The following is a 26,075-nucleotide window of genomic DNA, read 5'->3' as shown; positions in this document are numbered from 1 at the left end:
ATGAGACGCTGCAGACCGAACATACCGCGCAAGCACTGGAAATGGCCCTGAAAGCCCGGAAAACGAGGCAGCGACTGATCCACCATTCGGATCGAGGCATTCAATACTGCTCGGACAACTACCAGCATATCCACGCCAAGCATGGCTTGGTCTGCTCGATGACCGACGGCTATGACTGCTATCAGAATGCTCTGGCAGAACGAGTCAACGGGATCCTGAAATGCGAGTTTCTGCTCCATCGCCCGCGGGACCTTGGACAGGCCCGCCAGATGGTGGCTGAGGCAGTAGAAATCTACAACGCCGAGCGACCCCACCTGTCCCTTAAAATGCAGACGTCCGATGCGATGCATCGGGCGTCCTTGGCCGCCTGAAGGCGGCCGGTTCATCCACCCCATGGGTGTCAACCTATGGCAGGACGGGTCACTGCGATGTGGCGCAGCCGCATTGCCTCAATCAAGATCCCCCAGCAGCTCGCGCGCGATCATCGCGGTCCCGTCCAGCAGGTCGTGGCCGCTACCGGCCTGCACCACCACCGCCAGTAGCTGGCGGCCCACCTCGGTATTGCCGCCGCACAATTCCATCTCTCCCTCGAAGCACAGATCGCCCAGCCATTCGTGCGCCTGCGGCAGACCGCGCTTGCGGGCGCGGCGGAATTCCGCAAGCAGCTTCGCCTGGCCCGCTTCGTGTTCGCCATCGGCAAGCAGGCCGATGGCACCCCCGTGCGCCGCGCGCCAGATGGCCGGCAGCGGCCGGCCTTTTTCATCCAGCACATCCAAAGCGAACTGCGCGCAGTACATCTCGTAGCGCTTGCCCGCCGTGCTGGCAGGCACGATGCCTGCCTCGGCCAGCAGGCGTTCGGCTTCATCCAGCTGATTGAACTTCAACCGCAGCAGGGCAGGGCGAGTCAACTGCTGTGACAGCGCCTGCTGATTGGCGGCAAACCACACGTTCCAGCCGATGGCTGCGCGGCCTTCCAGCGCGGCTTTGAAGTACTCCAGGTGTTCGGCGTCCATTGCGGTTTCCTGCGATTCCCTGCGCGATTGTAGCCAAGGCGCTCAGGGCGTTCCGCTTTCCAGGCTATGGGTGGCCTCGCACACCAGCTGCCGCGCGGCCACGATCAGGCCATCGGTGTGGAAGCTGCCCATCTGTTCGTCCGGGCCGCCTTCGACACGCGCGCGCTCGGCGGCCTGCAGAATGTCGAGCAGCGCGGAGAGCCCGGCCAGCGAACGGCTGAGTGAGGCGTGCTCGCTGGCCGCCAGCCTGCGCGGGCTGCAGGGCTGCCCGTTTGCGCCGTCGGCTCGCCGGATGGCGTCCAGGCAGGCGAAGAACGTGGGGGCCTGCAGGGGCAGATTCTGTTCGTCCAACGCGCACTCGATCTCGCGTGCGATGTCGTCGGGAACCTGGTTGGCGATGTCGGCAATCAACGCGTACAGGCGGGGAAGCGATGCGGCTCGGTTGGTCATGGCAAAACCCTCACTGGCGTAAGGCCACCTTCGGAATGAAGGTGGCGGACGGTGCAGGTTGGCGTACCAAGGCAAACAAACTTCAAGGGAGAAGAAGGCCTGGTGGATCTGTCGATCCCCACGCACCGCCCGCCATTGAAGGCAGTAGGTCCATTCTCTCAGCTGCGAATGATTTCGCAGCCCTTGAAGCTTGTTCGTTTATTCGAGACGCCAATCCCGACCAAGGCGTGCTGCCTTGGCGGGGTGATCATCGATCCGCGCAAAGACGGAAGTCAGTGAGGAAAGTTGCATTGATACGCAGGCGGGAAGGGCGACTCGCGTTCTGTGCGCCAGTACGCTCATCGCATTCGTGCAAAGACTAGCCAGGATCTGCTGAAAAAAGCGGGCCGGTCGGGTTGCGATGACGCGATAGAGCCAAAAGCGTCAACGAGCGACGGTCTGTCCGATATCGATCTTCACGCCGGCCCGCGAGGATCAAGGAGCAGGGCGTTGCTGCGCTACAGACTTGACTCGCTCTCCTCCAGCATCAGGTGTGCAAACGAGGCGAACCAGTCGATATCGACGCGACTGTAGACGTGGGCATCGCACTCATTCGGCGTGGAAGATCGATGAGTGTCCAACAGGAAGAAATCATCGCCCATCTGCGGTGTGCCGGTTACCTGTATGGCACGGTCAAGGTGGTACTCGAATGCCTCCACTACCGGATCCACAACCAGCTCCCTGCGGATCTGCACGATCTCCTCGTTTTCCTGTCCGAAGGGACGAATCAGTTCAACGGGAAGCAGGATGTCCACAAAGCGCCCCGGCAGCACGAAGCCATTGCTGACCTTCAGGAAGTCACGGTAGCTCTTCGGCAGCTTGACGCCGAGGCGCTTCTCCGCGTCGACGATGGCCTGCTCACTGGCACCCGGTACGCCGCACCAGTCGATGTTCCCAGTGAGTGCGCGTCGAGCAACCTCTGCCAGCGGGCTGTCCGGGTACTGGTCGGCAAAGGGTTGCAGGCCCATATCAACGTGGGACTCGGCAAGCCTCTCATTCAGCGTGGAGAGCAGTTGTCGATTGAGTCGGGTGAGAAGGCCGAGCCAGTCATCCACGGTGACAGGTATTTCAGAGTCTTTCGTTGGCGCGTTCATGCAGAAATTTTCCAGAAGGCGTTTTTGGAAATGGGAGTTCCGACAGTCTCTGCAGAATTCATGCGTGCCACTGCCAGTAGGCAAGTGCATTTCTTACCAACGCATCCATCCCGATGGGATCGGATGGCCCGTTGTGGCCCAGGTTGAACATCGACAGTTCTTCGCCTTCACTTTCTGGACGGTCGTCAAGCATGATGAAATCCCACCTGTCATTGGGTGGTCCGGAGATCTGCAGGGTGCTATCGAGCCTGCTCTCCAGCAGGTCAGGCACCTCCTCTTCCAAACCATCCATCATCGTCCTCCAGAACTCAGCCACCTCCGGATAGTTCGTCTTGAGTGGTTCTACCTGCTCAATCGGAAGATAGGATGTGATGGCACCGCCCGGAAGCAGGAAGCCATTGGAGACTTCAAGGAAGCATCGATACTGGGCAGGTAGCTGGATACCCAGTCGCTGTTCTTCCTGCGCGATCTGAGCTGGTGTTGCAGGGGGTAGCCCAAGGTAGCCGGCCCTTCGCGCGAGCACCTCGCGGGCAACGTTGGATATCCCCTCCTGCGGATATCGATCAATCAATTGCTGCAATCCAAATCCAAACGGCGACGGATCGCTGTCGCGCGGGATGGATGCAAGGCAGGCTCGGCTGAGTTCATGGAGTAGTTCGCTCCATTCATCATGCGTCATGACATCACTCCTTGATGGATACCCAGAACGGTTCGCCATCCAGGATCCTGGCGTGCGTGCAGTAGAAACCTTTCAGAAGTCCACCGACACGCTTGTTGTCTGCTGCGTCGATGTACCGCACTGACATGGCTTCGGCCGGGCTCTGTGCTGCACCCTGCCTTGTCGCTGCAAACGGGTACTCATCGCAATTGAGGCCGGGCGCGGCTGAATCCGGGAATCGCTTCCGACACAGCTGAACCGATGCGGCACGATTCTTCTCAATCTCTTTCGTGGGTGCCAGGCGTGTCAGCGCTGCGCCGCGTAGCGCAGGATCGGGATTCCACCTTCCCGGATTGCCCGCCAGCGCCTCTTGAGCGCTTCTCAGGTGCTTGGCCGATTCATCAACGTCCGGATTGCTCACCGAAAGCTCAAAGACTGCGGGATAGGCTGAGTGTCGACAGCCCGCGTACTGCTTTGTGGCCAGCTTCTCGCACCGCAGTTCCGGGGCCGACATCTCGATGGGTGTCTGGTCCACGTTGAAGCGGGTCAGGATCAACTGGGTGTTCTGGCTGGTTCGTCCATCTTCGGTGTCCATGCGCAGGGTCACCGCAAAGTCATAGGCTCCCGGCCCGCCGATGGTAATCATCTGGAACTGTTGCTTGTCGGTGCAGCTGCCGCAGTAGAGGAACGGTGCCACCGTCAGGCCCTTGGAGGCCTCACCGAGCACGTCCTGGATGTCCACGCGCACGCGGTGTGTCCAGGTGGTGCCTGTGCGAGGAAGGTAGGCGTAGTCGTACATCGTGATGTCCGAATACTCCTCTGCGCCGATGTCGGTGTTGTAGGACACGTAGCGCGCGGTGCGCTTTACGCAGTAGTGGCGCCGCGAACCCGTCGCGTCCTCTTCGTCCTTGTCGGTGGCGTCCTTGCACAGTTCCTCGAAGGGCGGCTCTTCCTCGCGCATGTCCGCTTCATACCGATCAAGCTCGGCGAAGGTCATGGTGGCGATCATCTGTGCATCGCTGGGGCAGTCATCGTCTTCCTGGGCACGCGCGGTGAACGCGCACAGTGTTGCGGCCAGGGCCAGTGGCGTCAGTTTCATCGGGGTTTCCTCGTAGTGGACAGGTCGCCGGCGCTGCGTGCCGGTGCCCCTTGATGCGCCTGCCAACCGATGGAGGAGGGTAGGAAAAGCCCGCATGTCGAACCGGGCGTGATGGAGGGCACGGCCCGCATGCGCCTCCCGTCACTGGCCCGGCGGCATGCGGTGGGGTCGACCACTGCCTGCGAGGCTCAACGCGACAGAGGTGGGCGCCCGCTTGCTGCCGGGCCTGCGGCGTGGTCCTATCGGCAGCACATCTCGCCACGCCTCTGGAGCCCTGCCATGCCGCTCGCCCGTATCGATCTCCGCAAAGGTAAATCCGCCGATTATCTGCAGCGCGTAGGGGAGGCCATCTACCAGGCCCTGCGTGCGGTGGGTGTGCCGGAAAACGATCGTTTCCAGGTCTTCCAGGAACACGAGGCGGGTACGCTCGTCTTCGATCCCGGCTATCTGGGCGTGGCCCGCACCGATGACTTCATCTGTGTGCAGATCACCTGGAGCGAGGGGCGTACGCAGGAGCAGAAAAAGGCGTTGTACCTCGGCATTGCCAATGGCCTGCATGAGGCGGTGGGTATCCGCCGCGAGGACGTATTCATCAATCTGGTGGAGGTGAAGCCGGAGAATTGGTCGTTCGGAAATGGGGTGGCGCAGTACGTGAGTTGATGGCCCAGGAGCAAGAGCATCCACGCATGGCGTGGATCTACTGCGAGAGGGCGGAGTCATCGGCGTGGCCCGGGTTGTGCCCCTGCGTCACCGTGTCGCAGGGGCAAAACCCTGAACGTGGTCCAGGGTTGGCCGCCGCGCCGTAGAATGGCGGGGTGCGTCGCCCCCGATTCCACCGCCGGTTCCAGACCCTGGCATGGCTTGCCATGCTGTTGGTGCTGCTTGCCCCGCTGGTGAGCCGCTGGATGGCCCATGGGCCGGCGCCAGCCGTCGCGCCGGTGATGGCGGGCATGGATCATGGCGCGATGGACCACAGCGCTATGGGCCACGGCGCGCACGCGCAGCACGCGATGGAAGGGCACCACGACCACCACGCGATGGCGCACGACGAGACCGTCTCCAAGCCGGCGGTCGATCCCCACGCCGAGCATGAAATGGGTGTGGACTGTGAGTACTGCCTGATCGCAGCGCGCCTGATCACCTTGTTGGTGGCGGCGTTCCTGCTGCTGGTGCCTCTGGCGCCGGTGTGCCGGGCATTGGCGGGATCTGTCAGAGCGCTGCCCTCGCGGCTGCGCGGAACACTGGGTGCGCGTGGGCCTCCGATGGCGTTCGCTGGCTGAGCCGCGCACGCGAAAGGCCGCCGGGCATGGCCCGGCGCTACCGATGTTCTTGAAGCTGCTGGGCATCGCCCGGCGTTAGCGCGTGCGCTTTCCTTTTCTGCTGCCCTGTCTGATGGGGCGGCATTGCATGCCGTGGAAACATGAAAACCAACCCGAACGTCGTTGCCCTGCGCTGGGCGACGCTGCCGGCGCTGTGCGCCTGCGCCCTGTACACCGCACCGGCCCATGCCGATGCGGCAGACCCCACCACCCTGGACACCGTGCGCGTGGTCGATACCCGCCATGGCGAACTGTCGGCCGTGCCCACCGCGGGCTCGGCGCTCGGCCTGAGCGTGCTGCAGACGCCGGCCGCGCTCACCGTCATCGACCGCGACCAGCTGGAACAGCGCGGCGACAGCAACCTCAACGATGCGATCAGCCGTGCCGGTGCCATCAGCGCGATGCCGCACCCGGGCAATGGCCTGAGTGCGCTGTCCAGCCGCGGCTTTACCGATGGCGCGTCGGTGATGCGCCTGTACGACGGCCTGCGCCAGTACGGCGGGGTGGGCGTCACCTTCCCGTTCGATACCTGGTCGATCGAGCGCATTGAAGTGCTGCGCGGCCCGGCGTCGGTCATCCATGGCGATGGTGCCATTGGCGGGGTCATCAACATCGTGCCGAAGAAGCCGACGCGCGGTGCCATCGAGAACGAGATCAGCGTGACCGTGGGCAGCGAGGACACCGCGCGCCTGGGCTTCGGCAGCGGTGGCGCGCTGACGCCGGATCTGGCCTACCGTGTGGATGTGAGCGGCAACTACAGCGGTGGCTGGGTCGACCGTGGCCGCAACAACGATGCGACGTTCTCCGGCGCGCTGCTGTGGCAGCCGCGCACCGACCTGCAGCTGACCCTGACCCATGCGCAGGGCTACCAGCAGCCGATGCGCTACTTCGGCACGCCGCTGGTGGAGGGCCGCCAGCTGGACGCGCTGCGCCACCGCAACTACAACGTGGCCGACAGCGAGATCCGTTTCCGCGACCGCTGGACCCAGCTCGATGCGCTGTGGACGCCCACCGCGAACGTGGAATGGCGCACGCGCGTCTACCAGATCGACAGCCAGCGTGACTGGCGCAATGCCGAGGCCTATGTCTACAACGATGCCACGGGCCTGATCGATCGCTCGGACAACACGCAGATCACCCACAACCAGGACCAGACCGGACTGACCTCGACGCTGCGCGTGCAGGGGCAGGTGGGCGGGCTGGCCAACAGCTTCGCAGTGGGCCTGGATGCCAACCGCGCGCACTTCAAGCACACCAACAACACCTACTCCGGCAGCTCCGGGCCGGTGGATCCGTTCCATCCGGTGCCGGGGCAGTTCGCCAGCGATGCGCCCAACCTGCCGCGCTACCGCAACGGTGCCGAGCAGTACGCCTTGTTTGCCGAAGACCACCTGACGCTGAGCGAGCGTTGGTCGGTGCTGGGTGGGCTGCGCCATGACCGCGCGACCATCGACCGCACCGATCTGATCAGTGGCGCGGCAGCATTCTCCAAGACCTACAGCAGCTCCGGCTGGCGCGCGGGCACGGTGTTCGCGCTGCGGCCGACGCTGAGCCTGTACGCGCAGTACTCGCAGGCGGCGGACCCGGTCAGTGGCCTGCTGATGATCAGCCCGGCCAACGGTGCGTTCGATCTGGCCAAGGGGCGGCAGTTCGAAGTGGGCATGAAGCAGGCGTTCGACGGCGGCGAGTGGACGCTGGCGGCGTACCGCATCCGCAAGACCGGCCTGCTCAGCCGTGATCCGCTGCAGCCTGATCGCCGCGTGCAGGTGGGCGCGCAGACCTCGCGCGGCATCGAGGCCTCGTTGAACTGGGCGTTCGCACCGCAGTGGTCGCTGGATGCGAATGCCACGGTGCTGAAGTCCGAGTTCGAGGACTTCCTGGAAACCACCGGCTCGCCCGCAGTGGTGGTCTCGCGCGATGGCAACGTGCCGCCGAACGTGGCCGAGCGGATGGCGAACGTGTGGCTGAGCTGGCAGTTCCTGCCGGACTGGACCGTGGCCGGTGGTGCGCGCTATGTGGGCAAGCGTTACGCGGACAACGCCAATACGCTCGAACTTCCCGGCTACAGCACCACCGATCTGGCGCTGACCTGGCAGGCCGCGCCGCGCACGCGGGTGACTGCACGCCTGTTCAACGTGTTCGACAAGGCGTACTACGCAACGGCGTACTACACCAGCACGCAGTGGCTGCTGGGCGCGGACCGCCGCGTCGAGTTCACCCTCGACCATCGCTTCTGAGGGCGCTGGCCATGTCGCTGCGATCCACCGCCAAGCGTTGGACTTACCTGCTGCATCGCTGGCTGGGTATTGGGGGCTGCCTGCTGATGCTGCTGTGGTTCGTCAGCGGCATGGTGATGCTGTTCATCGGCTACCCGAAGCTGACCCCGGGTGAGCGATTGGCCGCATTGCCGGTGCTTGATGGCACGCGCGCGCTGCAGGGGCTGTCGATCCTGCCCGACGCCGTGCAGGCCGAACCGGAACGCGTGGCGCTGACCACGCTGCGTGGCGAGCCGGCCTATGTGGTGCGCAGCGGTGCGAACGTGGGTGCGTGGTCGGCCGGCAGCGGCCACGCGCTGCTGCCGGTGTCGGCACAGCGTGCCGAACTTGCGGCGGCGGCGTTTGCCGGTGGCCCGGCCTTCCTGGGCGCCGTGCGCGTGGACGAGGATCGCTGGACGCATTCGCGCGGATTGGATGCGCACCGGCCGCTGTACAAGGTGGAGGTGGGCGGCCGACAGCCAGGCAGCGTGTACGTTTCCTCGCGTACCGGTGAAGTGGTGCTGGATGCGCCGTACCACCAGCAGCGCTGGAACTACGTGGGTGCGTGGCTGCACTGGTTGTACTTCCTGCGCATGCAGTCGGTGGACCCGGTGTGGACGTGGGTGGTGATCGTGCTGTCCGGGCTGTGCACGGTGGCGGCCATCAGCGGCATCGTGGTGGGCGTGTGGCGTTGGCGCTTCCGTGGCCGGTATCGCTCCGGTGCGAAAACACCCTACGTAGAGCCGTGGATGCGCTGGCACCATCTGGTGGGCCTGGTGGCCTCGGCTTTCGTGTTCACCTGGATCTTCAGCGGGCTGATGTCGATGAACCCGCTGCAGGTGTTCAGCAGCCCGGGCGATGCGACGAATGCCGAGCGTTATCGCGGTGCGGCGGTGGCGCTGGATGATGCGCTGGCCCAGCCGCAGGCGTTGCTGGCCGCAGCGGCGCAGGCGGGGTTTGCGCCGGTGGAGATCCAGTGGCGGCGCATCGATGGCCAGCTGTTTGCGGTGCTGCTGGACGGGCAGGGCGGTACGCGCATCGTCTCGCGCGTGGACGGGCAGCTGCAGCTTGCAGAGCAGTTGCCAGTGGCGTGGCTGCAGCAGCGCGCACAGGCGTTGGGCACGGCACCGCTGCGTGCATTCACGATCCTGCACACACCGGATGCCTGGTTCTATCCCCGCGCGCCCGAGGCGATGAACGGTGCGGCGGTGCGGCGCTTCCCGGTGGCGGTGGCCGACTTCGGCGATGAACACGCCACGCGGGTGTACATCGATCTGGCCACCGGCGATCCGCTGCTGACCCTGGGCCATCGCGAACGCGTCGGCCGCTGGCTGTTCTACCTCCTGCACAGCTGGGACCTGCCGGGCATGCTGCGGCAGGAGAACACACGGCTGGGCGTGCTGTTGCTGCTGAGCGCTGCGGGTACCGGCCTGTGTGCGACCGCTGTCGTGATCGGCACGCGGCGGCTGCGGATGAAATTCGGCCGGCCGCGCCAGCGAAGGGGATGACGGCGCCCGGTCTCGCGTGGTGATACGCCCGTGCGTGATGATCGTTGCCACAGTCATTGTCATCCGCCTTCGCTATGATGGGTCGATCTGAAGTGGGTACGCATATGGAAGTACGACTCACGCGCGAGCAGGTACTCGCGCTCGCGCCGGATGCGGCGTCGGCCAAGGCCGGCGGCGGCCTGGCCATCGATGGCAAATGGGGCCTGCTGGGTGCCGATGACGAGGCGCTGTGGGGCGAATGCCAGGGCAGTGGTTCCAAGCCCTACCAGACCCAGGTGGACCTGGCCGCGCTGGTCAGCCGGTGTTCCTGCCCCAGCCGCAAATTTCCCTGCAAGCACGGGCTGGCCCTGCTGCTGTTGTATGCCGCCGGCAACCCGCGCTGCGTGCCACAGGCGCGACCCGCGTGGGTGGAGGAATGGCTGAACGGACGCCGCGACCGCGCTGCGCGCAAGGAGGCTGCCGTGGAGGCGGCCGCCGTTGCGCCGCCCCCGGATCCGCAGGCGCAGGCCGCGGCTACCGCCAAGCGCGAGCAGGTGCGCTGGGGCCGCATCGAAGCCGGTGCAGCCGAGCTGCAGCGCTGGATTGCCGATCAGTTCCGCCAGGGCCTGGCCAACCTGCCCGCCGATTTCCACGCGCAGGGCCAGACCATGGTCGCGCGCATGATTGATGCGCAGGCGCCGGGGCTGGCCAGCCAGCTGGAGGCTGCGCTGGGCGAGGGCACACCGGGCCTGGCCGGCCTGGGCGAACTGGGCGCGCGGCTGGGGCTGCTGCAGCTGCTGACCCAGGCCGTGGCCCGCCGTGCGCAGTACGAGCCGGCGCGACTGGCCGACCTGCGCGCCGCGCTGGGCTGGCCGGTGGACCGCGAGGCGGTGCAGCGCGATGGCGAGGCGGTACACGACCGCTGGCACGTGCAGGGGCAATGGCTGCTGGAACAGCCGGGCAACCTGGTCGAGCGCCGTGTCTGGCTGCATGGGCTGGACAGCGGGCGCAGTGCGCTGGTGCAGGATTTCAGCCACGGCGGTCGCGGCTGGCAGGAACAATGGCGCACCGGCAGCGTGCATGCAGCGCGGCTGCATTTCCATGCCGGCAGTGTGCCGCTGCGCGCGGTGGTGACCGAATTCGAAGCGCCCCGCACTGAAGCCACCACGCCCCGCACCGATACCTTCGACGCGGCCTCGCAGGCGTACGCGCGCAATCCCTGGTTGCCGCAGGTGCCGATGCGCCTGCAGGACGTCCACATCGCCCATGACGGCACGCAGTGCTGGCTGCAGCATGCCGAAGGCGCGCTGCCGCTGCAGCTGCCGGGCCTGCAGGCGTGGGCGTTGATGGCGTTTGCCGGTGGCCATCCGGTGTGCGTGATGGGTGAGTGGGACGGCCAGGTGCTGTTGCCACTGTCGGCATGGAATGCGCGCGACGAGCGCTGGGAAAGGAGTGCCGCATGAACCAGGCCTGGTTGAAGCCGGCGTTGCTGGGCATTGACCGCCCGCAGGTGATTGCCGTGGGTGGCGCGCTGGATGCGCTGCTGCAGGCGGTGGCCGATGCGGACGAACCAGCATTGGCCTACAGCCGCCAGGTGGGCGTGCTGGCCGCCTGCGACCGCGCCGCCGTGCGCACGGCCGCAGCGGTGAGCGTGCCGCCGCCGGTGGCGGATGACCCGCTGCAGCTGGCGGCCGACCACCCGTGGGGTGCGTTGCTGGCCACGGTGTTCCAGCCCGGCCAGTTCTCGCCCTGGGGCAAGCGGCTGCGGCTGCAGGCCTGCGCGCAGCTGGCCGCACACGGCCGGCACCTGCCGGTGGCGGTGCTGCCGCAGGCGCTGGAGGCAGGCGCGCGGCTGGCCGTGCTGCGCGAGGCGCTGCGTGCGGTGCTGGGGGTGCGCGGTTACTGGCTGGCGGCCTGCAATCCGGAGTGGCGCTATGCATCTGCACCGCTGGAGGCACAGGCCAGCGCGGAGGAGGTCGAGCAGGTCTGGAACGAGGGCAGCAGCGAGGCACGCCTGGCCGTGTTCCAGCAGCAGCGCCTGGAGGATGCAGCGGCGGCGCGTACGCGGTTGCAGGACAGCCTGAAGGAACTGCCCGCGCGCGAGCGTGCCGCGTTCGTGGCGGCCCTGCAGCCAGGCCTGGGCGCGGACGATGCGCCGTTGCTGCAGGCCTTGTTGAAGGACCGCAGCCGCGAGGTGCGCGCGCTGGCCGGGCCGATGCTGGCGCGCCTGCCTGACTCGGCGCACGCGGCTTATCTGCAGGCGCAGATGGCGGCGTTGCTGCAGCAATCGCGCAGCGGCCTGCTGCGTCGCCTGGCGTGGACGCTGGAGGCGCCGGCCACGCTCGACCCGGGCTGGGCCGAGGCGGCAATCGACGGCAAGCGGCCCAACGGCGAAGTGCTGGGCGAGCGGGCCTGGTGGCTGTACCAGCTGGCGCGCCAGCTGCCGCTGGCCTGGTGGTGCCGCACGCTGGAAAAGCCGGCCGCCGAGGTGGTGGCCTGGGCGCGCGCGAGTGACTGGTACCAGGCGTTGCTGCGCGCGTGGCTGGAGCGCGTGGATGCGAGCGAACCGGAGTGGGTGGAAGCGCTGGTCGCGCTGAAGGAAACCCATGCGCGCAAGAGCGAACTGCTGGCGTTGCTGCCTGCGGCGCAGCGCGAGCGGTACTGGCCGGCCAAGCTGCAGGACCTGATCGCACAGGGCCTGCTCGATGATGTGCTGGACAGCACCGGCGCGGCGCAGTCGTTGAGCGCGGCCTATTCGCAGGCGCTGGCCCCCAGCGTGGGCGCACTGTTCGGTGATGAACGCCTGCGTTACGACTACCTGCTGCGCGACCGCCTGCTGGAACTGCTGGCGGTGCTGCATCCGTCCACGCTGGCCGGCGTGCAGATCGCCGAACCGCCGGCCACGGCCACCGACGCGATGCTGCACTGCGCGCAACAGGCGCGTGCGCTGCTGGCCCTGCGCCAGGCCCTGTATTCCCCCTTCTGATCGAACCCCTTACACACGGAGCCACCATGACCACTGCCGTCCTGCGCCAGCACGCCGAACACCAATACGCCGAGGAACTGGAGGAACTGCGCCGCCAGGACAACCGCCAGCGCCCGGCCAACTGGACGATGTCGCCGTGGGCGGTCGTCACCTATCTGGTGGGTGGCACGCTGGACAACGGCTTCGTGGTCAGCCCCAAGTACATCGGTGACCGCCGCCTGATGGAAATCGCCGTGGCCACCATCGCCACCGACCGCGCGCTGCTGCTGTTCGGCGTGCCGGGCACGGCCAAATCCTGGGTGTCCGAGCACATGACCGCGGCCATCAGCGGTGATTCGACCCTGCTGGTGCAGGGCACCGCCGGCACCAGCGAAGAGCAGATCCGCTACGGCTGGAACTATGCGCAGCTGCTGGCCAACGGCCCCAGCGAAAAGGCCCTGGTGCCCAGCCCGATGATGAACGCGATGCGCCTGGGCAAGATCGCCCGCATCGAGGAACTCACCCGCATTCCTGCCGACGTGCAGGATGCGCTGATCACCGTGCTTTCGGAGAAAACCCTGCCGGTGCCCGAGCTGGGCAGCGAAGTGCAGGCCGTGCGCGGTTTCAGCGTGATCGCCACGGCCAACAACCGCGACAAGGGCGTCAACGAGCTGTCGAGCGCACTCAAGCGCCGCTTCAACACGGTCATCCTGCCGGTGCCGTCCAGCGAGGAAGACGAGGTGGCCATCGTGCTCAAGCGCGTGGGCGAACTGGGTACGGCGCTGGACCTGCCGGCCGAGCCGCCGGCGCTCCAGGAAGTGGCGCGCGTGGTGCGCATCTTCCGCGAGCTGCGCAACGGCGTCACCGAGGATGGCAAGTCGAAGCTGAAGAGCCCGACCGCTACGCTGTCCACCGCCGAGGCCATCTCGGTCATCAACAACGGCATGGCGCTGGCCGGCCACTTCGGCGATGGCGTGCTGCGCCCGGCGGACATGGCCGCCGGCATGATCGGCGCCATCGTCAAGGACCCGGTGCAGGACGCGCTGGTGTGGAAGGAATACCTGGAGACGGTGGTGAAGGAACGCAGTGAGTGGAAGGATCTGTACCGCGCCTTCCGCGAACACGCCTGAGCAGGCCCGCGCCGATGAGTGAAGGGATTTCCCTGTTCGGCATCCGCCACCACGGCCCGGGCTGCGCGCGCAGCCTGCTGGCCGCGCTGGACGCGTTGCAGCCGGACTGCGTGCTGATCGAGGGCCCGGCCGGTACCGAGGATCTGTTGCCGCACGTGCTGGACGCGGCCATGCAGCCCCCCGTGGCCCTACTGTCCTACAGCGTGGACGACCCGCAGCTGGCGGTGTTCCATCCGTACGCGCTGTACTCGCCGGAATGGCAGGCCCTGCAATGGGCCGCGCGCAATGCGGTCGAGGTGCGCTTCATGGACGTGCCGCCGGCGTTGTCGCTGGAGTGGCTGGAGCAGGCGCGGCAGGTGCCGCCGCCGCAGGACGAGGAGGCCGAGGAGGCCGAGGCAGACGATGCTGCTGAGGAGGCCGCTGAGGCCGCCGCCGAGGAGGCCGCCGAGGAACGCCCGGCCGATCCGCTGGACTGGCTGGCACGGGTCGCCGGCCACGCCGATGGCGAAGCATGGTGGAACCACATGGTGGAGGAACGCGGCGATGGCCAGGGGCTGTTCGAGGCGATTGCCGAGGCGATGACCGCGCTGCGCGAACACACCCCGGATTATCCCGGCCGCCGCGGCGAGCAGGAAGCGATGCGCGAGGCGCACATGCGCGCGGCACTGCGTGTGGCAAGCAAGAACTTCAGCCGCGTGGCCGTGGTCTGTGGCGCGTGGCACGTGCCGGCGCTGCAGCCGGCGGCGCTGCGCGCCAACAGTGCGGCCGCCGACAACCGCCTGCTGAAGGGCCAGAGCCGGCGCAAAACGCAGAGCACCTGGGTGCCCTGGACCTACCGCCACCTGAGCGCAGGCAGCGGCTACGGCGCCGGTGTCGATGCACCGGGCTGGTACGACCACCTGTGGCGCAATGCCGGGGTGCATGGCCAGCGTGCGGTGGGCTGGTATGCACGGGTGGGCCGCCTGCTGCGCGAGCACGGGCTGGACTGTTCCTCCGCGCACCTGATCGAAGCGACACGCCTGGCCGATACCCTGGCGGCCCTGCGCGGCCGCCCGGCGCCTGGCCTTGAGGAGATCGGCGAGGCCAGCCGCAGCATCATCTGCAATGGCGACGACGCGCCGATGCAGTTGATCCGCGAGCAGCTGCTGATCGGCAATGCGCTGGGCCAGGTGCCTGACGGCGTGCCGGTGGTGCCGCTGCAGCGTGACCTGGAAGCGCAGCAGAAGCGCCTGCGGCTGAAACCCGAGGCACTGGAAAAGACCCTCGACCTGGACCTGCGCAAGGACAACGATCTGGCCCGCAGCCACCTGCTGCACCGCCTGCGCCTGCTGGGCATTGAATGGGGCCGGTTGGCGCGTACCGGCCACGCTGCACGTGGCACCTTCCACGAACTCTGGCAGCTGGCCTGGCAGCCGCATTTCCTGGTGGCGCTGGTGGAAGCCAGCCGCCATGGACAGACGCTGGTGGATGCGGCGTCGAACCTGGCGGTCAGCCAGGCGCGCGCGGCGGCTGACCTGCCGGCGTTGTCCGAACTGGTCGACCAGGTGCTGCTGGCCGATCTGCCGCAGGCCGTGCAGGCCATTGCGGCCGAACTGGAAGCGCGCGCGGCCACCGATGCCGATCCGCTGGCCCTGCTCGGCGCGCTGCCGCCGCTGGCCAACATCCATCGCTATGGCAACGTGCGGCAGACCGAGGGCGTGCAGGTCGCGCACCTGTTTGACAGCATGCTGGAACGCGCGGTGATCGGCCTGTCGCTGGCGCTGACCGGCCTGGACGAAGCACGCGCGGAAGCGGCGCGCGAGGTGGTGCTGGCTGCCGAGCGGGCGATCAGCCTGCGCGACGATGCCGACGGGCGCGATGCGTGGCGGCAGGCGCTGCGCCGGGTCGCGCTGTCGCAGGCCAGCACGGCACTGCTGCGTGGTGTCAGCCTGCGCCTGCTGTTCGATACCGGCGCACTGGACGCCGGCACCGTGCATACCCAGTTGCAGCAGCAGCTCTCGCCGGGTGCCGAGCCGCTGCAGGCCGCGCAGTGGCTGGATGGCTTCCTCAACCGCAACGCCACCGTGCTGCTGCATGACGATGCGGTGTGGCGGATGATCGATGACTGGGTGGTGAGCCTGGATGAAACCCAGCTGGTGCGCGTGTTGCCGCTGGTGCGGCGCACCTTTGCTGCGTTCGAGGCGGCTGACCGCCGCGACCTGGGCACCCGGGTCGCGCGGGCCACTGTGACGAAGGCGGTGGCCAGCGAGGCCCCGGACTGGAACCTGGCCCGCGCCGAGCGCGCGCTGCCGATGCTGCGCGAACTGTTGGGGATTGCCGGATGAGCACGCCAGACGACCTGTCCAATGACACAGCGGGCCAGCTGCCCACCACGCGCGAACAGCGCTGGCGGCTGATCCTGGGCCAGCAGGCCGATGGCAGCTGCGGCGCACTGCCCAAGCCTTTGCAGGGCATCGACCAGGCGCTGTCCGCGCTGTACGAACCGGAGGGCCAGGGCGGCCTCAACCGGCGTGGCGGGCGCGGTGGATCGGCGCCGAACGTGGCGCGCTGGCTGGGCGACATCCGCCGCTACTTCCCCTCCTCGGTGGTGCAGGTGATGCAGCGCGATGCCCTGCAGCGGCTCAACCTGACCCAGATGCTGCTGGAGAAGGAAATGCTGGAGCAGGTGCAGCCGGACGTGCACCTGGTGGCCAACCTGATCGGCCTGAGCCAGGTCATCCCGGCGGAGACCAAGGACACCGCGCGCATGGTCGTGCGCGCAGTGGTGGACGACCTGCTGCGGCGGCTGGAAGAGCCGATGCGTTCGGCGGTGACCGGTGCACTGGACCGTGCCCGCCGCAACCGCCGGCCGCGCCTGGCCGAGATCGATTGGCACCGCACCATCCGCAGCAACCTGCGGCACTGGCAGCCGGAACTGCGCACGGTGGTGCCACAGGAACTGGTGGGCTATGGGCGCAAGGCGCGCAAGCCGCAGCGTGAGGTGCTGCTGTGCATCGACCAGAGCGGCTCGATGGCGGCGTCGGTGGTGTATTCAAGCATCTTCGGTGCGGTGATGGCCTCGCTGCCGGCAGTGTCCACGCAGCTGGTGGTGTTCGACACCGAAGTGGTGGACATGAGCGAGCAGCTGGATGACCCGGTCGATCTGCTGTTTGGCGTGCAGCTCGGTGGCGGCACCGACATCCATCGTGCGGTGAGCTATTGCCAGGGCCTGATCCGCGAACCACATGGCGCGATCCTCGTGCTGATTTCCGATCTTTACGAAGGCGGAGTGGAGGACAAGCTGCTGGCGCGCGCGCACGAGCTGGTGGAGTCGGGCGTGCAGTTCATCGTGCTGCTGGCACTGAGCGATGAAGGTACGCCGTCCTACGACCAGCAGCTGGCAGGCAAGCTGGCTGCGTTGGGCGTACCCTCGTTCGCCTGCACGCCCGATGCATTCCCCGGTCTGATGGCCGCGGCCATCCGGCGCGATGACATCAACCAGTGGGCCGGCGCCAATGGCCTGCTGGCGACCCGTGGCCGCTGACGCGGCGCAATGACCGAACCCGATTGGATTCCACCGCATGCCCCCCGCTGTCCATCACCGCCTGCGTATTGCCGGCGACCAGTACGCCGGCCAGAAAGTGGTCGACCAGCAGTTCCACGAATGTGATTTTTCCGGTGCGGATCTCACTGCCACCGAATTCGTGAACTGCAGCTTCTACGATGCCGAAAGCCGCACCGGTTGCCGATTCAATGGCGCCACGCTGAAGGAAGCCAGCTTCCGCGGCTGCGACATCAGCATGTGCCACTTCAACTTCATCAAGGCCCTGGGCCTGGAAATCAGCGAGTGCCGTGCGCAGGGCGCGGATTTCAGCAACGCCAGCTTCATGAACCAGATCACCACGCGCACCTGGTTCTGCAGCGCCTTCATCAAGAAATCGAACCTGCGCTACGCCAACTTCTCGCGGGTGACGCTGGAAAAGTGCGAGCTGTGGGAGAACCGCTGGGATGGCGCCAACCTCAGTGGCGCCAGTTTTGCCGGCTCGGACCTGTCGGCCGGGCAGTTCGAGGGCATCGACTGGAGCAGTGCCAACTTCACCGATTGCGACCTGACCGGTTCGGAGCTGGGCGACCTGGACCTGCGCGTGGTCAACCTGCGCGGGGCGCGGCTGGATGTGCAGCAGGTGGCATTGCTGATGCAGCGCATCGGTATCACCGTGGTGCCGTAATGCCGTGGCGCGATGTGGCGCCTTACCCGGCGTACGCCACCCAGCCCTTGAAACTGAAGCCGGCATAGAACAGCTCCACGCCGTCGAAGCCGGCCTGTTGCAGCAACGCCACCTCCTGCTCGGGTGACTGCAGCGGCAACCGCTCGATCATGACCTCGATCGTGCGCCGGGCATCGGCGTGGGTCACCCCGGACGCCTCGGCGAAGGCCAGGTAGCGCTGCAGCCAGCGGCGCTTGCCTGCTTCATCGGCCGGCACGCTGTGATGGGCCACCACCAGCGGCGCACCCGGACGCAGGCGCCGGTGCAGCTCGCGCAGCGTGTGCAGCCGCTGCGCGGCATCGAGGAAGTGCAGCGTCAGCAGGCAACTGGCGCCATCAAAACGCACGTCCGGTGCATCGTCGATATAGCCTTCCAGCAGCTCGACCTGCGCCATCAGCGGCCCCAGCGTCTGCTCGGCAAGTGCCAGCATCGGTGCGGCCGGGTCCACGCCCAGCAGCTGCCAGCGTGGATGGGCTTCTGCGAAGGTCTTGAGCTCCAGGCCGCCCCCGGCGCCCAGGACCAGCACGCGTCCCTCGCGGGGCACATGTTCGGCCAGCAGCAGCTGGCTCATCTGCTGCAGGGCGAGGAAGCCCGGCACCTGCCGCAGCGGACCCTCGGCGTAGCGGGCGACGGCCTGCGGATCATTGAAGGTCGACATGGGGCGTTCCTGTGGCAGGGGGGACATTCCACTGTACCGCGAGGCGCAAGAGGCATTGCAGGCACGCAGCGCCTTGCCGCAGGATGCGCGCCTGTCTGCACTGCAGGATGCTGCCCATGCCCCCCCTTCCCCCCACCATGCCCTCACACGAGGCGTTCGAACTGGCGTTGTCGCTGCTGGGCCAGGAAGACGTGGACGAAGGCCAGGCCGAGCAGGCGCTGGCCGACGCCGGCGTCGAGTACTGGCAGATGCGCCGCCTGCTGGTGTGGCTGCCCGAAGCGTTCGCACTGGCGGTGCTGGGGCACAGCGAAGGCCTCACCCTGCCGACAACCTTCACCGCGCGCGATGACCAGGATGGCGAGCACACCTTCGCCTTCGGCCGCGAGCCGCTGTTTGCCGTGGCTGTGCGCCGCGCGCTGCAGATGTACCACGACGGCCCGCGCGCGCAGCTCAAGGCCATTGCCCAGCGCAGTTCGACCATGGATGCGGTCAACAGCGCGCTGCACGCCGGGGCCGAACTCAACGGTGCGACGTTGTCCGGGCCACAGCTGCTCGACATCAAGGCCGAAACCTACCAGGGCGAGGGTGATCGCGCCGAAGCCGGATGACCGGCGCCCGCCTCAGCGCAGCGCCCGCGCCAGCACCTGCCAGATGCGCGGGTCCTGGCATTGCGAGACATTGAAGCGCACATAGTCGGCCACGCGCTGCGACTGGCTGAAGGCATTGCCCGGTGCCAGCACCACGCCTTCGCGCAGGCACTGCCGGGCCAGCGCGGCGGCATCGCGGCCATCGGGCAGCTGGCACCACAGGAACAACCCGGCTTCGGGCAGCAGCCAGGGCGTGATGCCCAGGCGCTGCACCTGCCGCAGGGTGTGCTTGCGGGCATCGGCCAGGCGCGCACGGATGGCCTGCATGTGCCGGCGGTAGCCGCTGTCGGTCAGCGCGATCTGCATCAGGTGTGCAGCCAGGTGGCCGCCGCCGAAGCTGGTGGCCAGCTTCAGGTCGACCAGTGCGTCGATCCAGTCCGCACGCGCCGCGATGTAGCCACAGCGCGAAGCGGCCGACACGGTCTTGGAGAAGCTGCCGACGTGGATCACCCGTGACAGCCCGTCCAGCGCGGCCAGGCGCGGGGCAGGGCGCAGCTCGAAGTCGGCGAAGATGTCGTCCTCGACGATGGTCAGCCCGCTGCGCTCGGCCAGGCCCAGCAGCCGGTGCGCGGTGGCCGCCGACAGCACTGCGCCGGTCGGGTTGTGCAGGCCGGAATTGGTGATGTACAGCCGCGGCGCGTGTGCCTGCAGGGCCGCCGCGAAGGCTTCCAGATCCGGGCCGCTGTGCGTGTAGGGCACGCCGATGGCCTGCACTTGGTGCGCCTTCAGCAGCGCGTGGTAGTTGAAGTAGCTGGGGTCGTCGACCAGCACGCTGTCGCCAGGCTTCAGCAGCAGCCGGCAGACCAGATCCACCGCGTGCGTGCCCGATTCGGCCAGCAGCACCTGGTCCAGCGGCACTTCGATACCGAGGCCGGCCGCTCGCCGCTGCAGCGACTGGCGCAGCGCCGGCAGGCCGAGCGGGCTGGCGTAGTCGGTGAGTGCGGAAGGCTCGGCGCGCGCCATGCGCCGCAGGCCGCGGCGCAGGCCATCCTGGTACAACCACTCGCTGGGCATCCAGCCGCAGCCGGGCTTGAGGTGTTCGGCGGGGGTTTCCAGCGACTGCCGCGAGACCCACAGCGGATCGACCGCGCGGTCCAGGCGCGGCTCGATGGCCGCCAGGGCCAGCGGCGGCAGCGGCCCGGCCACGTAGAAGCCGGAGCCGGCACGCGCGGCGATCACGCCTTCGGCAGCGAGCCGCTCGTAGGCCTCAACCACCGTGGATACCGAAACCCCCATGGCCGCTGCCTGTGCGCGTACCGAAGGCAGGCGCGCGCCGGGGCCATCCTGGCGGGCGGCGATGCGCGTGCGTACCACATGGATGACACTGTCGATACGGCTGGGAGATCGGGACATGGCGGCGACTGTGTGGGAAGTGTGACCAGTACAGTTACTTGCGACTGTACTGGATTGTAGCTGGGTGGCAGGGCGCGGTAATGGCCCAATGGCGGCCCGGGCCACGCGTGGCCCTTCGCAAACGGATGTCAGCGTGGAACGGTCGGCAAGCGGGTGGATCAACGGCTTCATCGGTGTGGTGATCTTTGCCGGCTCGCTGCCCGCCACGCGCCTGGCGGTGCTGGAGCTGGATGCCGGCTTTGTGACCGCCGCGCGCGCCAGCATCGCCGCACTGCTCGGCCTGGCCCTGCTGCTGGCCCTGCGCCAGCCCCGGCCGGCGCGCGCGGACCTGCCCGGCCTGGCCATGGTCAGCCTGGGCGTGGTGGTGGGCTTTCCGCTGCTGACCGCGCTGGCCCTGCGCCAGGCGTCGTCCGCGCACACCATCGTCTTCGTCGGCCTGTTGCCACTCAGTACTGCGCTGTTCGGCGTGCTGCGCGGCGGTGAGCGGCCGCGACCGGCGTTCTGGCTGTTCTCGCTGCTGGGCAGCGCCTGCGTGGTCGGTTACGCGGCACGCAACGGCATCGAAGCGTCGCTGCAGGCCGACCTGCTGATGCTGGCGGCGATCGTGGTGTGCGGCCTGGGCTACGCCGAGGGCGGGCGCCTGGCGCGGCACCTCGGCGGTTGGCAGGTGATCAGCTGGGCGCTGCTGCTGGCCCTGCCGGTGATGCTGCCGCTGACGGTGATGATGCGCCCGCCGTCGATGGCGGCCATCGGTGCACCGGCGTGGTGGGCACTGGGCTACGTGGCGGTATTCAGCATGCTGGTCGGCTTCCTGTTCTGGTACCGCGGCCTGGCCCAGGGCGGCATTGCCGCCGTCGGCCAGCTGCAGTTGCTGCAGCCATTCTTCGGCCTGGCGCTGGCGGCGCTGCTGCTGCATGAAACGGTCAGCGCCGGCATGCTGCTGGTGACCCTGGCCGCCGTGGCCTGCGTGGCAGGGGCACGCCGCTTCAGCCGCTGAAGGCAGCGCAAGCCCCGTGGCACGCTGTGTGCCGGCCTGCGATGTCGCCTGGCACCTGCCATGGGCAATAATGCGGTCTCTGCCTGAGCATGGATCGCGATGTAGATGACGGCCTCCGGATCGCCCGCTGACGATGGCGCCACCACGCTGCTGCGGCGCTGGAGCACGGGCAACGATCTGTCCGCGCGCGACCGCCTGCTGCAGATGCTGTACGCGCAGCTGCGCGGCATGGCGGCAGTCCGGCTGAGTGGCGATGCGCCCGGCCTGCTGCAACCCACCATGCTGGTGAACGAGGCGCTGATGCGCATGCTCGATCCCGGCACGGCCTACAACGATCGCGTGCACTTCCTGGCCCTGGCCGCATTGAAGATGCGCAGCGTGATGGTCGACCACGCACGTGCGATGGGCGCGGCCAAGCGTGGCGGCGATCAGCTGCATCTCACCCTGGGCCACGCCGACCGCGAAGGGGTGGAGGACCAGGACGCCGTGGACGTGCTGGCGCTGGATGCGGCGCTGCTGGCGTTGGCCGATGTGGATGCGCGCGCCAGTTCCACGGTCGAGTGGATGTACTTCGGCGGCATGCGCCGCGAGGAAATCGCCGCAGCACAGGGCGTGTCGGTGCCGACCGTCGATCGCGACCTGCGCTTCGCCAAGGCATGGCTCAAGCGTCACCTCGGTGGCACGCCTGCGGGGGATGCCGGCACATGAGCAGCGCGGTGGACTGGGGCGCGGTGCGCGCGCTGTTCGATTCGGTCTGCGAACTGCCCGAGCCGCAGTGGGAGCGCGAGCTGCATGCATTGACCGGCGACGCAACGCTGGTGCACGAGACGCTGGCCCTGCTGCGTGCACAGACCCAGGCGCTGGGCGGCATGCAGCGTTCGATCGATACGGTGCTCGCTTCGCTGGATGCAGGCGATACCCAGGTGGGGCAGCTGATCGGGCCATGGCGGCTGGTGCGCCTGCTCGCGGCCGGCGGCATGGGCCGGGTGTTCCTGGCCGAGCGCGCCGACCAGCTGTACCGCCGCCAGGTGGCGATCAAGGTGATGCGGCGCAGCTTCGATCCCGCGCTGGCGCAGCGGCTGCAAGCCGAAAGCCAGATCCTGGCCGACCTGCAGCATCCCAACATCGCCCGCCTGTATGACGTCGGCCGTGCGGCCGCCGACCAGCCCTACCTGGTGATGGAATTCATCGACGGGCAGCGCCTGGATGAAGCCTGCCGCGCGCCGGACATCACCCTGGCAAGGGTGCTCGGCCTGTTCTGCAAGGTCTGCCGCGCGGTGCAGGCCGCGCATGCGCAGGGCGTGATCCACTGCGACATCAAGCCGGCCAACGTGCTGGTGCGCAGCGATGACGAACCGGTACTGCTGGATTTCGGCATCTCGCGGCTGATGGATGACGGCAGCAGCGAGGCCGGTGCCTACGCCACGCCGCGCTATACCAGCCCGGAGCGGCGCTCGGGGCGCCCGGCGGCGGTGGCCGATGACATCTACAGCCTCGGGGTGATGCTCGACGAGCTGCTGGCGCTGGGTGGGCCGGCGGTGCGCCTGCACGCCGACCTGATGGCCGTGGCCGCCCGTGCACGCGCACCGGTTGCCGCCGATCGTTACGCATCGGTGGATGCGCTGGCCGAGGACGTGGTCCGGTTCCAGCAGCATCGTCCGGTGCGCGCGCGGCGGCCCAGCCGCGTGCAGCGCGCACGCCTGTTCCTGCGCCGGCAGTGGCGCGCCTCGGCGGTGGCGGGCTGTGCGCTGCTGGTGGCGGTGGGCTTCGTGCAGCGCATCGGCGATGCGCGGGCACGCGCGGAAGAAAACGCAGCGGCCGCGTCCAGCATCGCCGACGTGCTGGTGGCGGCCTTCGATTCGGCCGAGCCGGGCATCCGTGGCGACCGCCCGATGACCGCGCGGGAGGTACTCGATCTCGGTGCGTTGCGGATCGAGCAGGACCTGTCCGCCTCGCCGCTGGTACGCGCGCGCCTGCAGGCCGCGCTCGGCCGCGCCTACCGCAACCTGGGGCAGCCGCGCGAAGCCGGCGCGCTGCTGCAGGGCGCCGTGCAGGGCCTGCGCGAGGCCGGTGCACCGGCGCACGAGATTGCTGCGGTGGAAGCCGCACGGGCCCTGCTGCAGGTGGAGGACGGCCAGCAGGATGCCGCCCTGCAAGGGGCACGCCGCGGGCTGGCGTTGCTGGAACAGGATGACGACGTCGGCGTGCGTATCGACCTGCTCAATGCGATGGGGCGTGCCCACGCCAGCCGCGAGCACTTCGACGAGGCCAACACGGCCTATGCCGAAGCACTGGCCCTGGCCCGCAGTGGCACGGGCGCGGCGTTCGATGCGGGCCGGATGACCACGCTGTCCAACCTGGGCACGCTGTACCGGTCGCAGGGCAGGTTGCCGCTGTCCGAGGAGACGTTGCGCGAAGCGGCGGCCATCGGAGGTGATGCCTCGCCCCTGCACGGGCCGGCGCGCCTGCGCGTGCTGCGTTCGCTGGTCTACACGCTGCTGGCGCAGGGGCGTGCCGACGAGGCGATGCGGCTGGCCGAGCAGACCTTCGCCATCACCCGCCAGTTGTTCGGGATCGACAGCAGCTATACGGCCTCGGCCGAAGCTGCACTGGCCGGCCAGTATCTCGATCTTGGCCGCTATGGCGAATCGCAGCAGCACTTCGATGCGGCCATCGCCACCAGCGCGCGGGTGGATGGGGCCGACAGCCTGGCGTACGCCGGCATGGTGTACGGCCGGGCGATCATGGAAGAGGCGCGCGGCGACCTCGCGCTGGCCGAGCAGGGCTACCGGCAGACGCTGGCCCTGCACCAGCGCCTGCTGGGCACGCAGCACCCGCGAAGCCTGGACGTGCAGATGGTGCTGGCGCGCCTGTTGATGCGTGCGGACCGTACCGCCGAAGCCGAGCCGCTGCTGCGCGAAGTGGGCGTGGTGTGGCGGCGTACCCTGGCGGCCGATTCCCAGCAGCTGGTAACACTGGAACTGGTGGAACTGGAGTGGCTGACCCGTGCCGGCCGCATCGCCCAGGCGCGGGAAGCGCTGGCCGCATTCGATCGGCAGCATCCTGCGCCGGTGCCGAGCCTGGCGCTGCGCCAGCAGATGCAGTCCGCGCTGTTGGCACAGCGGAGTGGTGCCGGGGATGCCGCCGCGCGCTGGGCGACCGTCGTGGCTACCTTCGAGAGCTTCTACGGTGCCGACTCCACCGCCACGGCGAAGTGGCGCATTCCGTACGCGGAAAGCCTGCTGCAGTCCGGCAACGCGGCATCGGCCGCGGCCCAGCTGCAGCGCGCCCGCCCGCAGCTGGTCGGGCTGTCGCCGCATTCGGAGTTCCTGCTGCGCGCGGCGGCCCTGGACGCGCAGCTGGCCGACACACAGGTTGCCCGGGCGCGATAGGTTCCGCGCGGTTTCTCCGGTTGTTCCATGACAGGCATCCGCACTGCATGGACAACAGGGGAAACGCAACATGCGCAATGATCGACTGGCCCAGCGCCCGGAGAAAACCAACCGCGGGCTGCTGCACCGCTTTGCCAAGGCCTACGGCAAGGCGCGCGAGTGGCACTGCTCGCGCCTGCGCGCATCGGTGGTCGGGCTGCGTTTTGCGGTGTGGGGGGACAGCGGGCGCTTCACCTCGCATGGCGGCTGGCGCGTGTCGCGCATCAGCCGCAGCGATTCGGAAGCCTGAGCCCGTGGTTGATACGCAACGGCTATCGTGCGCGTGGACAATCGGTATTGGCCGCAGCGCGGGCGCATCGCCCATGCTGCGGCGGATGAAACCTTCCCTCGTATCCTTTGAAGGCCAGGTCGGCCTGGTGACCGGCGCGGCCGGCGGTCTTGGCCTGGCGTACAGCCGCCTGTTGGCACAGCGCGGCGCACACGTGGTGATGCATGACGTGGGCGCCGGCCTCGACGGCCGCGGCAGCGATCCCGGCCGCATCGGCGACGCCGTGGCCGCCCTGCAGGCACAGGGCCTGTCGGTGGAGGCGGCCTCGGGCGCGATCAATGCGCGCGTGTGCTGCCACGCGCTGGTGCGTGAACTGCTGCAACGGCATGGCCGCATCGATTTCATCGTGCACAACGCCGGCTGGGTAGCGTACGAACTGCTTGAGGCGGTGGATGACGATGCCTTGGAGCAGATGCTGCGGGTGGCCGCCAAGACGCCACTGTGGCTGGCCCAGGCCGCCTGGCCGGCGATGCGCGAGGCTGGCGGTGGCCGCATCGTGGTGACCACCTCCGACCGCGCGCTGTACCCGCAGTACGCGCAGAAAGGCCTGGCGGGCTACGCGATGGCGAAGATGGCCGCGCTGGGGCTGGCCAACGTGCTGGCACTGGAGGGCGCCGAGCACGGCATCGTGGTCAACGCCGTTTCGCCGGTGGCCAAGACGCGCATGTGGGGCATCGACGGCGAACCCGACGAGCTGCACCCCGATGCGGTAGCCAGCGGCGTGGCCTTCCTGGCATCGACGCGATGCCACGAAGGGGGCTGGGTGCTGCGCGCCAGCAACGGCCAGTTCCATGCCCTGCGCCTGCAGGAAGCCGAACATGTGGGCTACCCGCGCGACCTGCGCGCGGTGGCGGCCGACAGCATCGAAGCGGTGGCCCTGCAGTGGCCGGTGATCGCACGGCCGAGTGTCGACGCACGCGGCTGAGCGCGTACCCTAGGCAGCC

24 protein-coding genes are annotated in these 26,075 nt (G+C 68.1%); 17 read left to right on the top strand and 7 right to left on the bottom strand.

Features of this window, described 5'->3' with window-relative positions; translation table 11 throughout:
* On the top strand, positions 1–371 hold a 371-nt coding region (locus tag C1926_RS19170; protein WP_159095158.1), incomplete at its 5' end, for an integrase core domain-containing protein.
* Between the two features lie 78 nt (positions 372–449).
* On the opposite strand, the gene C1926_RS19165 is transcribed toward C1926_RS19170, so the two are convergent.
* The 5 genes from C1926_RS19165 to C1926_RS19145 form a co-directional block, all read right to left on the bottom strand.
* Positions 450–1,013: a hypothetical protein gene (locus tag C1926_RS19165; RefSeq protein WP_108760299.1), complete on the bottom strand. Its 564-nt coding sequence runs from the start codon at positions 1,011–1,013 to the stop codon at positions 450–452.
* Between the two features lie 42 nt (positions 1,014–1,055).
* The gene (locus C1926_RS19160) at positions 1,056–1,463 is read right to left on the bottom strand and encodes a hypothetical protein (protein ID WP_108760298.1); all 408 of its coding nucleotides are present in this window, start codon (positions 1,461–1,463) and stop codon (positions 1,056–1,058) included.
* Between the two features lie 497 nt (positions 1,464–1,960).
* Positions 1,961–2,596 (bottom strand): SMI1/KNR4 family protein, encoded by a 636-nt coding sequence (locus tag C1926_RS19155; protein WP_216822032.1) that lies wholly within the window; start codon positions 2,594–2,596, stop codon positions 1,961–1,963.
* A 58-nt stretch (positions 2,597–2,654) separates the two neighbouring features.
* Positions 2,655–3,275: an SMI1/KNR4 family protein gene (locus C1926_RS19150; RefSeq protein WP_108760297.1), complete on the bottom strand. Its 621-nt coding sequence runs from the start codon at positions 3,273–3,275 to the stop codon at positions 2,655–2,657.
* 4 nt (positions 3,276–3,279) lie between these two features.
* Entirely contained in the window at positions 3,280–4,353 is a 1,074-nt protein-coding gene (locus tag C1926_RS19145) for a NucA/NucB deoxyribonuclease domain-containing protein (protein ID WP_159095157.1), read from the bottom strand.
* Positions 4,354–4,632: 279 nt separating this feature from the next.
* Between C1926_RS19145 and C1926_RS19140 the strand changes: the two genes are divergently transcribed.
* The 10 genes from C1926_RS19140 to smqnr all read left to right on the top strand — a co-directional run bounded on the left by C1926_RS19140 (position 4,633) and on the right by smqnr (position 17,717).
* Positions 4,633–5,013: a tautomerase family protein gene (locus C1926_RS19140; protein ID WP_108760295.1), complete on the top strand. Its 381-nt coding sequence runs from the start codon at positions 4,633–4,635 to the stop codon at positions 5,011–5,013.
* Positions 5,014–5,219: 206 nt separating this feature from the next.
* Positions 5,220–5,633, top strand: a complete 414-nt coding sequence (locus C1926_RS19135) for a DUF2946 family protein (protein ID WP_108760294.1) — start codon at positions 5,220–5,222, stop codon at positions 5,631–5,633.
* Between the two features lie 140 nt (positions 5,634–5,773).
* On the top strand, positions 5,774–7,909 hold the full coding sequence (locus C1926_RS19130) for a TonB-dependent receptor (protein WP_108760293.1): 2,136 nt from the start codon (positions 5,774–5,776) through the stop codon (positions 7,907–7,909).
* A gap of 11 nt (positions 7,910–7,920) precedes the next feature.
* Entirely contained in the window at positions 7,921–9,435 is a 1,515-nt protein-coding gene (locus C1926_RS19125) for a PepSY domain-containing protein (RefSeq protein ID WP_108760292.1), read from the top strand.
* Positions 9,436–9,539: 104 nt separating this feature from the next.
* Positions 9,540–10,877 carry an SWIM zinc finger family protein gene (locus tag C1926_RS19120; RefSeq protein ID WP_108760291.1) on the top strand — a complete coding sequence of 446 codons (1,338 nt, stop codon included), beginning with the start codon at positions 9,540–9,542 and terminating at the stop codon, positions 10,875–10,877.
* Positions 10,874–12,400 (top strand): DUF5691 domain-containing protein, encoded by a 1,527-nt coding sequence (locus tag C1926_RS19115; protein ID WP_108760290.1) that lies wholly within the window; start codon positions 10,874–10,876, stop codon positions 12,398–12,400. Before C1926_RS19120 ends, C1926_RS19115 begins: the two co-directional genes overlap by 4 nt.
* A gap of 26 nt (positions 12,401–12,426) precedes the next feature.
* The gene (locus C1926_RS19110; RefSeq protein WP_049405058.1) at positions 12,427–13,509 is read left to right on the top strand and encodes an AAA family ATPase; all 1,083 of its coding nucleotides are present in this window, start codon (positions 12,427–12,429) and stop codon (positions 13,507–13,509) included.
* Between the two features lie 14 nt (positions 13,510–13,523).
* The gene (locus C1926_RS19105; protein WP_108760289.1) at positions 13,524–15,833 is read left to right on the top strand and encodes a DUF5682 family protein; all 2,310 of its coding nucleotides are present in this window, start codon (positions 13,524–13,526) and stop codon (positions 15,831–15,833) included.
* Entirely contained in the window at positions 15,830–17,032 is a 1,203-nt protein-coding gene (locus C1926_RS19100) for a VWA domain-containing protein (RefSeq protein ID WP_108760288.1), read from the top strand. Before C1926_RS19105 ends, C1926_RS19100 begins: the two co-directional genes overlap by 4 nt.
* Before the next feature lie 37 nt (positions 17,033–17,069).
* Complete coding sequence (gene smqnr / locus C1926_RS19095) at positions 17,070–17,717, top strand: SmQnr family pentapeptide repeat protein (protein WP_108760287.1); 648 nt, start codon at positions 17,070–17,072, stop codon at positions 17,715–17,717.
* 22 nt (positions 17,718–17,739) lie between these two features.
* Here smqnr and C1926_RS19090 read toward each other — a convergent pair whose 3' ends face one another.
* Positions 17,740–18,414, bottom strand: a complete 675-nt coding sequence (locus tag C1926_RS19090) for a class I SAM-dependent methyltransferase (protein WP_108760286.1) — start codon at positions 18,412–18,414, stop codon at positions 17,740–17,742.
* A 116-nt stretch (positions 18,415–18,530) separates the two neighbouring features.
* On the opposite strand from C1926_RS19090, the gene C1926_RS19085 reads away from it, so the two are divergent.
* On the top strand, positions 18,531–19,022 hold the full coding sequence (locus C1926_RS19085) for a hypothetical protein (RefSeq protein WP_159095156.1): 492 nt from the start codon (positions 18,531–18,533) through the stop codon (positions 19,020–19,022).
* 12 nt (positions 19,023–19,034) lie between these two features.
* On the opposite strand, the gene C1926_RS19080 is transcribed toward C1926_RS19085, so the two are convergent.
* Positions 19,035–20,414 carry a PLP-dependent aminotransferase family protein gene (locus C1926_RS19080; RefSeq protein ID WP_108760284.1) on the bottom strand — a complete coding sequence of 460 codons (1,380 nt, stop codon included), beginning with the start codon at positions 20,412–20,414 and terminating at the stop codon, positions 19,035–19,037.
* A 133-nt stretch (positions 20,415–20,547) separates the two neighbouring features.
* On the opposite strand from C1926_RS19080, the gene C1926_RS19075 reads away from it, so the two are divergent.
* The 5 genes from C1926_RS19075 to C1926_RS19055 all read left to right on the top strand — a co-directional run bounded on the left by C1926_RS19075 (position 20,548) and on the right by C1926_RS19055 (position 26,056).
* Positions 20,548–21,411: a DMT family transporter gene (locus C1926_RS19075; protein ID WP_079225111.1), complete on the top strand. Its 864-nt coding sequence runs from the start codon at positions 20,548–20,550 to the stop codon at positions 21,409–21,411.
* Between the two features lie 105 nt (positions 21,412–21,516).
* Positions 21,517–22,119, top strand: coding sequence for an ECF-type sigma factor (locus tag C1926_RS19070; RefSeq protein WP_108760283.1), 603 nt, complete (start codon positions 21,517–21,519; stop codon positions 22,117–22,119).
* The gene (locus C1926_RS19065) at positions 22,116–24,803 is read left to right on the top strand and encodes a serine/threonine-protein kinase (RefSeq protein ID WP_159095155.1); all 2,688 of its coding nucleotides are present in this window, start codon (positions 22,116–22,118) and stop codon (positions 24,801–24,803) included. Before C1926_RS19070 ends, C1926_RS19065 begins: the two co-directional genes overlap by 4 nt.
* A gap of 70 nt (positions 24,804–24,873) precedes the next feature.
* On the top strand, positions 24,874–25,092 hold the full coding sequence (locus tag C1926_RS19060; protein ID WP_079220866.1) for a hypothetical protein: 219 nt from the start codon (positions 24,874–24,876) through the stop codon (positions 25,090–25,092).
* An 85-nt stretch (positions 25,093–25,177) separates the two neighbouring features.
* Positions 25,178–26,056 (top strand): SDR family NAD(P)-dependent oxidoreductase, encoded by an 879-nt coding sequence (locus tag C1926_RS19055; RefSeq protein ID WP_108760281.1) that lies wholly within the window; start codon positions 25,178–25,180, stop codon positions 26,054–26,056.
* Positions 26,057–26,075: the final 19 nt, after the last annotated feature.

This window comes from Stenotrophomonas sp. ZAC14A_NAIMI4_1, from assembly GCF_003086915.1.
Lineage (GTDB): Bacteria > Pseudomonadota > Gammaproteobacteria > Xanthomonadales > Xanthomonadaceae > Stenotrophomonas.
The sequence above is the reverse complement of the archived record's forward strand: the minus strand, read 5'-3'. Positions and strand labels throughout refer to the sequence as shown.

Bases quoted from the DNA above. Each gene is read 5' to 3' on its own strand.
- C1926_RS19110 (WP_049405058.1), top strand. From the start codon at position 12,427: ATGACCACTGCCGTCCTGCGCCAGCACGCCGAACACCAATACGCCGAG.
- C1926_RS19150 (WP_108760297.1), bottom strand. From the start codon at position 3,275: ATGACGCATGATGAATGGAGCGAACTACTCCATGAACTCAGCCGAGCC.
- C1926_RS19125 (WP_108760292.1), top strand. From the start codon at position 7,921: ATGTCGCTGCGATCCACCGCCAAGCGTTGGACTTACCTGCTGCATCGC.
- C1926_RS19135 (WP_108760294.1), top strand. From the start codon at position 5,220: ATGCTGTTGGTGCTGCTTGCCCCGCTGGTGAGCCGCTGGATGGCCCAT.
- C1926_RS19160 (WP_108760298.1), bottom strand. From the start codon at position 1,463: ATGACCAACCGAGCCGCATCGCTTCCCCGCCTGTACGCGTTGATTGCC.
- C1926_RS19055 (WP_108760281.1), top strand. From the start codon at position 25,178: ATGAAACCTTCCCTCGTATCCTTTGAAGGCCAGGTCGGCCTGGTGACC.
- C1926_RS19085 (WP_159095156.1), top strand. From the start codon at position 18,531: ATGCCCCCCCTTCCCCCCACCATGCCCTCACACGAGGCGTTCGAACTG.
- C1926_RS19145 (WP_159095157.1), bottom strand. From the start codon at position 4,353: ATGAAACTGACGCCACTGGCCCTGGCCGCAACACTGTGCGCGTTCACC.
- C1926_RS19120 (WP_108760291.1), top strand. From the start codon at position 9,540: ATGGAAGTACGACTCACGCGCGAGCAGGTACTCGCGCTCGCGCCGGAT.
- C1926_RS19080 (WP_108760284.1), bottom strand. From the start codon at position 20,414: ATGTCCCGATCTCCCAGCCGTATCGACAGTGTCATCCATGTGGTACGC.
- C1926_RS19155 (WP_216822032.1), bottom strand. From the start codon at position 2,596: ATGAACGCGCCAACGAAAGACTCTGAAATACCTGTCACCGTGGATGAC.
- C1926_RS19065 (WP_159095155.1), top strand. From the start codon at position 22,116: ATGAGCAGCGCGGTGGACTGGGGCGCGGTGCGCGCGCTGTTCGATTCG.
- C1926_RS19090 (WP_108760286.1), bottom strand. From the start codon at position 18,414: ATGTCGACCTTCAATGATCCGCAGGCCGTCGCCCGCTACGCCGAGGGT.
- C1926_RS19165 (WP_108760299.1), bottom strand. From the start codon at position 1,013: ATGGACGCCGAACACCTGGAGTACTTCAAAGCCGCGCTGGAAGGCCGC.
- C1926_RS19100 (WP_108760288.1), top strand. From the start codon at position 15,830: ATGAGCACGCCAGACGACCTGTCCAATGACACAGCGGGCCAGCTGCCC.
- C1926_RS19105 (WP_108760289.1), top strand. From the start codon at position 13,524: ATGAGTGAAGGGATTTCCCTGTTCGGCATCCGCCACCACGGCCCGGGC.
- C1926_RS19130 (WP_108760293.1), top strand. From the start codon at position 5,774: ATGAAAACCAACCCGAACGTCGTTGCCCTGCGCTGGGCGACGCTGCCG.
- C1926_RS19140 (WP_108760295.1), top strand. From the start codon at position 4,633: ATGCCGCTCGCCCGTATCGATCTCCGCAAAGGTAAATCCGCCGATTAT.
- smqnr (WP_108760287.1), top strand. From the start codon at position 17,070: ATGCCCCCCGCTGTCCATCACCGCCTGCGTATTGCCGGCGACCAGTAC.
- C1926_RS19115 (WP_108760290.1), top strand. From the start codon at position 10,874: ATGAACCAGGCCTGGTTGAAGCCGGCGTTGCTGGGCATTGACCGCCCG.
- C1926_RS19060 (WP_079220866.1), top strand. From the start codon at position 24,874: ATGCGCAATGATCGACTGGCCCAGCGCCCGGAGAAAACCAACCGCGGG.
- C1926_RS19070 (WP_108760283.1), top strand. From the start codon at position 21,517: ATGACGGCCTCCGGATCGCCCGCTGACGATGGCGCCACCACGCTGCTG.